Origin of the sequence: uncultured Microbulbifer sp. (assembly GCF_913055755.1) — a bacterium.
Taxonomy (GTDB): domain Bacteria; phylum Pseudomonadota; class Gammaproteobacteria; order Pseudomonadales; family Cellvibrionaceae; genus Microbulbifer.
Genome location: NZ_CAJXKH010000019.1, coordinates 37,249 through 44,356 on the forward strand (window position 1 = coordinate 37,249; position 7,108 = coordinate 44,356).

The 7,108-nt window shown below is 59.3% G+C and carries 6 protein-coding genes; all 6 read right to left on the bottom strand.

Annotated features, from left to right (window positions below; translation table 11 throughout):
* Positions 1-99 precede the first annotated feature (99 nt).
* Positions 100-1,080, bottom strand: coding sequence for a galactofuranose ABC transporter, permease protein YjfF (gene yjfF / locus QZ511_RS05475; RefSeq protein ID WP_295800144.1), 981 nt, complete (start codon positions 1,078-1,080; stop codon positions 100-102).
* Complete coding sequence (locus QZ511_RS05480; protein ID WP_295800146.1) at positions 1,077-2,150, bottom strand: ABC transporter permease; 1,074 nt, start codon at positions 2,148-2,150, stop codon at positions 1,077-1,079. The genes yjfF and QZ511_RS05480 overlap by 4 nt, the downstream gene beginning before the upstream one ends.
* Before the next feature lies 1 nt (position 2,151).
* Positions 2,152-3,642, bottom strand: a complete 1,491-nt coding sequence (locus QZ511_RS05485) for a sugar ABC transporter ATP-binding protein (protein ID WP_295800149.1) — start codon at positions 3,640-3,642, stop codon at positions 2,152-2,154.
* A gap of 16 nt (positions 3,643-3,658) precedes the next feature.
* Entirely contained in the window at positions 3,659-4,606 is a 948-nt protein-coding gene (locus QZ511_RS05490; protein WP_295800151.1) for an ABC transporter substrate-binding protein, read from the bottom strand.
* 436 nt (positions 4,607-5,042) lie between these two features.
* Positions 5,043-6,119, bottom strand: coding sequence for an aldose epimerase family protein (locus QZ511_RS05495; RefSeq protein ID WP_295800154.1), 1,077 nt, complete (start codon positions 6,117-6,119; stop codon positions 5,043-5,045).
* The coding region (locus QZ511_RS05500; protein ID WP_295800157.1) for an aldehyde dehydrogenase family protein at positions 6,109-7,108 on the bottom strand (1,000 nt) is incomplete at its 5' end. The genes QZ511_RS05495 and QZ511_RS05500, both read right to left, overlap by 11 nt.

Genomic DNA, 7,108 nt, shown 5'->3' on the forward strand with positions numbered 1-7,108 from the left:
GTGCCCTCTCTTTTTCTCCGCGCGCCGCGATTTATTCTAGTCTCAACTACTGCTGGAGGTCCTTGACCAGGGTCAAGCAATTAGCGTGCCGCCAAGCAATCAATGCGCCACAGCGCTGGCCTGGCGCCGGGTCAGCAGGCGCTGCATGCCGATAAAGGCAAACAACAACAGGCCGATAACAATTTTGGTCCACCAGCTGTTGAGGGTGCCATCAAACGAGATATAGGTCTGGATAACACCCATGATCAATACGCCGATCAGCGTCCCCACCACATAGCCAGAGCCGCCGGTCAACAGGGTACCACCAATCACCACTGCCGCAATGGCATCCAGTTCCATTCCCACCGCCGCCAGAGAATATCCTGAGAATGTGTAAAAGGAGTAGACGATTCCACCAAGCGCAGACAGGAATCCACTGATCGCGTAGATGCTAATGGTCGTGCGGGCCACGGGTACCCCCATCAGCTGCGCGGACTGGGCACTGCCCCCGAGCGCGTAGATAAAGCCACCGAGGCGGGTGAAATGGGCCAGTGCAATGGCCGCGATCAGTACCGCGAACAGGATCAGCGTGGAGGAACCCAGCCAGGCGCCGCCGGGCAGCAGCACACCGAAATCCGCAACCGCATCGTAGAACGGATGGTCGATGGGGATCGACTCCTCGCTCAGAGTGGTGGCCAGGCCACGAGCGAGGAACATGCCCGCGAGGGTGACGATAAACGGCTGCAATTTGTAGTAGTGGATCAGTGCCCCCATGGATGCACCGAACAGGCTGCCACCGATCAGCACCAGCGGGAACACAATCAGCGGGTGCATCTGCAGTTCGCCAATCAGCAGGCCGCAAACTACCCCGGTCAGAGCAATCACAGCGCCCACGGACAGGTCGATACCGCCGGAGATGATTACAAAGGTCATGCCGATGGCAGTAATCACCAGGAAAGCATTGTCGGAAAACAGGTTGGCTACCACTCGGGTGCTGCCGAAACCTTCAAACTGAAAGGCTCCCACCAGGAACAACAGCACAAACAGTGCGGTCGTCACATACAGCGAGGCAAACCTGGAATTGGCGAGAGAATGCATCATGCCTGCGCCCCTCCGTTTTGTTTTTTCTTGAGCAGCGAAAATAGCGCAGCCATCTGCTGCTGGAAGCGCGGAGATTGCAGCAGCAATACAAAGATCACCACCACCGCCTTGATCAGCAGGTTAAACTTCGCCGGCAGACCACTCATGATAATCGTGGTGCTGAGACACTGGATCACCAGTACACCAACAATGGACAGCAAAATAGAGAAGCGCCCGCCCATCAGTGAGGCGCCGCCGATCACCACCGCCAGAATCGCGTCCAGTTCCAGCCACAGTCCGGCATTATTCGCGTCCGCGCCCTGAATATCCGCCGCCGCAATCATGCCCGCCAGCGCCGCGCAGACACCGGCAATGCAGTACACCATCATCTTGACCGCGCGCTGGTTGATGCCCAGGTAGTAGCTGGCACCGGCATTACAGCCGACACTTTCCACAAACAGGCCCAGTGCGGTTTTGCGCATCAGTAGCTGTACCAGCGCAAATACAATCAGCACCAGCACAATCGGAAACGGCAGGCCGAGGAAGGATCCGGTACCGATAAACGCAAAGGCGTCATTCTGGAAGGTGACAATCTGGCCGGCATTGATCAGCTGCGCGATACCGCGCCCGGCCACCATCAGGATCAGTGTGGCCACAATGGGCTGGATGCCCATATAGCTCACCAGGCCGCCATTGACCGCCCCGGCCACCAGGCCGGCGGCAAGTCCCGCGGCAACCAGCAGGAAGATGTTTTCCATCCCACCGACGATCAGGTTGGCACACACCGCGCCGGCGATCGCCATGGTGGCCCCCACGGACAGGTCGATACCGCCGGTTGCGATCACCAGAGTCATGCCGATGGCCAGCAGCGCCACAGGTGCACTGCGGTTCAGCACATCGATCAGGCTGCCGTAGAGACGGCCGTCCTGGATTTCGATATGGAAAAACTCCGGAGCCAGCACCAGGTTGATTGCCAGCAGGCAGAACAGGCCCAGTAGCGGCCACAGGTAGCGCCCCGAAAATTTGAACGGTTGTTTTTCTTTCTGCGCAGGCACAGGTCGCGCCACGGCAGCGGATTGAAGATTACTCACGTTACGCCTCCGCAATCGCCTGCATGATGTTGCCTTCGGTAATATCCTCGCCTTCGATCTCCGCCACCTTGCGGCGGTCGCGCATCACCGCGACGCGATCTGAAAAGGCCACCAGCTCGTCGAGCTCGGAAGAGGTCACCAGCAGGGACATGCCCTCACTGCAGAATTTTTTGATCAGTTTGAGAATTTCCGCGTGCGCGCCGATATCCACCCCGCGGGTGGGTTCATCCAGCACCAGCAACTGGGGATTGGTGGCCAGCCAGCGGGCCAGAATGACCTTCTGCTGGTTACCGCCACTCAGTTGTTCAATGGGCTTTTCAGCGTCCGGCGTGGCGATCTGCAGCTCGGCGATAAACTTGTCTGCGAGTTGCTGCTGCTCCGCGCGGCTCATGGGACGCCACCAGCCGCGGCGCGCCTGCAGTGCCAGCGCGATGTTCTCGCGGATGGACAGCGGGCCAACGATTCCGCTGGTCTTGCGGTCTTCCGGACACAGCGCCAGCCCTTCCGCAATGGCCTCCGTCGGCTGGCGAAAATTCTGTTCGCTGTCTTTGAATGTCAGGGTACCAGCGGTCTTTTTGTCCACGCCGAAGACCGCCCGACACACTTCCGAACGCCCGGAACCCAGCAGGCCGGCGAGACCCACGGCTTCGCCGCGGCGCACGATAAGAGACGTAGGATGCAGGGAGCCTTTTACCTCGACACCAGTCAGCTCCAGCAGCGGCTCCGACAGCGCCTTTTCCTCGCGCGCCTCGGAGCGGTGTGCCTGGGCCTGCAGTTCCTTGCCGAGCATATGCCCGACCAGCTCACTGCGGGACAGTTTCGCAGCCTCGAATTCACCCACCAGCTGACCATTGCGCAGCACGGTAATGCGATCACACACCGCGTAGACCTGGTCGAGGAAGTGGGTGATAAACACGATACCGATGCCCTTGGCTTTCAGTTCGCGCATCACGCTGAACAGCTGTTCGCACTCGTCGGCATCGAGACTGGCGGTGGGCTCGTCGAGCACCAGCACCCTGGCGGACATATCCACACCGCGGGCGATGGCGATGAGCTGCTGTACTGCAATGGAAAAAGTCGACAGCGGGCGAGTCACGTCGATATCGAGGTCGAAGCGCTTCAGCACTTCCCGCGACTGGCAATTGATGCGCTTCCAGTCGATCAGCCCGAACTTTTTCGGCTCGCGCCCCAGGTACAGGTTCTGTGCCACGGTGAGATTGGGCAGCAGGTTTACTTCCTGGTACACGGTGCTGATACCCACGGTTTGCGCGTGGGCGGTGCTTTTCAGTTTCAGGGGCTGATTCAGGTAAGTCATGCTGCCGCCGTCGCCTTCCAGCGCACCGGTCATGACTTTTACCAGCGTGGACTTGCCAGCCCCATTTTCCCCCAGCAGCGCGTGGATCTCGCCCTCGCGCAGCTGGAAGTCGACGCCATCCAGGGCTTTCACCCCCGGATAACGCTTTTCGACTTTGCTCAGACTCAACAACGTCATGGCTCACACCCAACTGTTATTTTTTCGCGCGCTTCGCGTATTCTTCCGCGGCGGTTTCCTGGGTAAACAGGTCGCCGGTGGTGGTAATCAGTTTTTCCACCTTGCGATCGCCTTTCAGATAGGCCTCAATAACATCAAACGCCGGTGCGCCAAGGTGCGGGTTCAGTTCCACGGTGGCATTGGCTTCGCCGTCGGCCATGGCCTTGAAGTAGTCGGGCACACCGTCCACCGACACCACCAGCATGTCTTCGCCGGGCTTCAGGCCCGCTTCCTTGATGGCCTGGATGGCACCGATGGCCATTTCGTCGTTGTGGGACCAGAGCGCGCAGATCTCCTTGCCACTATTCTCGGCCTTGAGCATGGCTTCCATCACTTCTTTACCCTTGGTACGGGTAAATTCGCCGGTCTGGCTGCGCACAATCTCGGCATTGGGATACTTGCCGATGACTTCGTTGAAGCCTTTCATGCGATCGATGGCGGCGGTGGCGCCTACGGTACCCTGCAGTTCAAGAATTTTGCAGTTACCTTCGGTCTCGTCCATCAGCCACTGCGCGGCGCGGCGGCCCTCTTCGACGAAGTCGGAGGCGATGCGGGTGAGGAACAGGGATTTGTTGTTTACGTCGATATTGCGGTCGAGAATAACCACGGGGATGCGCGCGCGCTTGGCCTCACGCAATACCGGTTTCCAGCCGGTTTCCACCACCGGGGCGATCATGATCGCGTCGACACCCTGGGCGATAAAGCTGCGTACGGCTTTGATCTGGTTTTCCTGCTTTTGTTGCGCATCGGAAAACTTGAGATTGATACCGCGTTTTTCGGCTTCGGCCTTTACCGACTCACTGAAGCTGGTACGCCAGCCGCTTTCGGAGCCAACCTGGGAAAAACCGATGGTGGTTGCGAGTACGCTCTGGCTGGCACACAGGGCCAGTGCAAAAGCGCCGGACAGGATTCGAGAGATCTTCATTATCGGACTCCTCATCACTTTGGTTTGTTTATATTTATTCTTGGGAGCAAGCTCCCTTATACAGTCCGCCCAACTATCCTGAACGAACAATATGCACTTCGATGCGAAGCTCCCGATACCGGGAAGCGGTTCGCGAGACCTTCCGCGAGAGGGACCTCGCGGAAGAGCCCCCAGGGATGGGTTTACGGCGTGTCTCGCGAACCGCTTACCGGTAGCGGGGGCGCCACTAAAGCCAGCTGGCGCGTACCCCGTAGCCTAAAAGCGGCACAGAACCAGATCAGTGGCGCCCGGCACCCGGTATGGGTTTCCGGGACACGCCGTAAACCCATCCATGGGGGCTTGTCGAAAAGGTCCCTCTTTTCGACAGTCCCGGAAACCCATACCGGGTCCCGGGCTTATCGGAAAGTTCAGATTTCTTTACTGAACTCGAAAGTATTTACTCCGCAGAAAACTGATAAATCGTCGTCTGCCGGTACTCTTCGCCCTTCTTCAAAATGACAGAAGGGAAATTCTTGTGGTTGGGCGCGTCCGGGAAACCGTGGGTCTCCAGGCACAACCCCGCATACTGGTTCATGGGTGAACCGTCATCGCGGTTGCGGCTGCCATCCAGGAAATTGCCGCTGTAGAACTGTACACCCGCCTCGCTGGAAACAATTTTCACCGAACGACCGGAAGCCGGGTCGACCAGAGAAGCAATGGGCTTCAGCGCCTTGTTCGCAGTCTCGTCCACCACCCAAAAATTGTCGTAACCGCCCGGCCACCAGTCGATATCGCGACCGATTTTCTTGCGCTTGCGGAAATCCACCGGCGTATCGGAAACATTGAGCAGCTCACCAGTAGGGATCAGCTGCTCATTCAAGCGCAACAGCTGATCCGCGTGGATCTCCAGTTCATGCTCGAGGATTCCATTGCGCCCCGCCAGGTTCCAGTAGCAGTGGTTGGTCAGGGCCACCGGGGTATCGACATCGGTAACCGCACGGTATTCCAGCGTCAGCGCGTCGTCTTCGTCCAGGCAGTAGGTCAGCTCAATTTCCAGTTTGCCGGGATAGCCGCCCTCGCCGTCTTCACTCACACAGCGAAAGGTCACCGACTGGAAGCGTGGGGAGGATTCGCTCTGTACCACCTGCCAGCGCTTGGTGTGCAGACCCTGGGGGCCGCCGTGCAGATGGTTTTCACCATCATTTGCCGGCAGCAGGTATGTCTCGTCACCGAGCTGGAACTGCGCCGCGCCGATACGGTTGGCAACGCGGCCCGCGGTTACGCCCAGGTACCAGTTGTTGTCCAGCCAGTGCTGGGGATCGGCGTAGGTCAGCAGGATATTATCGCTGTGACCGTAGCGATCCCTGGTGTGGATTGAATACAGGCTGGCGCCCAGGTCACACAGGGTGACCCGGGTGCCGCGGCTGTTTTCCAGCGTGACCAGTTGCAGCGGGCGGTTGCCGCTGCCCTCTTGTTGAGGAAGGGCCAGCTCGGAAGTCTCAATTCCGCTGGGCACGGTCAGTTCAGATTGCATCACTGGTCTTTTCACCGTTCACGAGACGCGCAATGTTCAGCGGGTTGCTGTTTTTCAGGGCGTCCGGCAGCAGTGCTTCCGGGTAGTTCTGGAAGCAGATCGGGCGCACGAAGCGGGCGATGGACATAGTGCCCACGGAAGTGAAGCGCGCGTCGGTGGCTGCCGGGAAAGGACCGCCGTGCATCATGGAGTGGCACACTTCTACGCCGGTGGGGAAGTTGTTGCATACAACACGGCCCACTTTCTGGCGCAGGACCTCAACCAGATCGGCGTAACCCGCCAGCTCGGATTCGGTGCACTGCAGGGTGCCGGTGAGCTGGCCCTGCAAGGAGGAAATCGCCTGCAGCAGTTCGGCGCGGTCGCGGCACTTCACTACCAGAGACATGGGGCCGAATACTTCTTCCTGCAGTTCTTTGTTGGCGAGGAAGTTCTTGCCGTCGACGGTCAGCAGGCCTGCCTGACAGGTGAAACCCTTGTCGTCGCCGGCGGGCTCGCCGCAACCAACCTGCTCGACGCCTTCCTGGTCGCGCAGGCGGGCAACGCCGCTCTGGTAACCGGCCAGGGTGTTTTCGTTCAGCATCACACCGCAGCCCACTTTGGACAGGGCTTCACAGGTAGCGCTGATGAAGCGGTCCAGTTCTTCGCCCTCTACCGCCAGAACCAGACCCGGGTTTACACAGAACTGGCCGGTGCCCAGGGTCAGGGAACCGACAAAACCTTCGGCGATGGTTTCGGCTTTTTCTTTCAGTGCTTCCGGCAACAGCACCACCGGGTTGATACTGCCCATTTCCGCAAATACCGGGATCGGCTCGGGGCGTGCGTTGGCCAGGTTGAACAGTGCCATACCGCCCTGCAGGGAACCGGTAAAGCCGACGGCCTTGATGCCGGGCGCTTTTACCAGCTCGGCGCCGACCCGACGGCCGGAACCCATGATCAGGGAGAAAACGCCGGCGGGCATGCCGGTGGCTTTTACGGCTTTGTCGATGGCC

Bases quoted from the DNA above. Each gene is read 5' to 3' on its own strand.
- yjfF (WP_295800144.1), bottom strand. From the start codon at position 1,080: ATGATGCATTCTCTCGCCAATTCCAGGTTTGCCTCGCTGTATGTGACG.
- QZ511_RS05485 (WP_295800149.1), bottom strand. From the start codon at position 3,642: ATGACGTTGTTGAGTCTGAGCAAAGTCGAAAAGCGTTATCCGGGGGTG.
- QZ511_RS05490 (WP_295800151.1), bottom strand. From the start codon at position 4,606: ATGAAGATCTCTCGAATCCTGTCCGGCGCTTTTGCACTGGCCCTGTGT.
- QZ511_RS05495 (WP_295800154.1), bottom strand. From the start codon at position 6,119: ATGCAATCTGAACTGACCGTGCCCAGCGGAATTGAGACTTCCGAGCTG.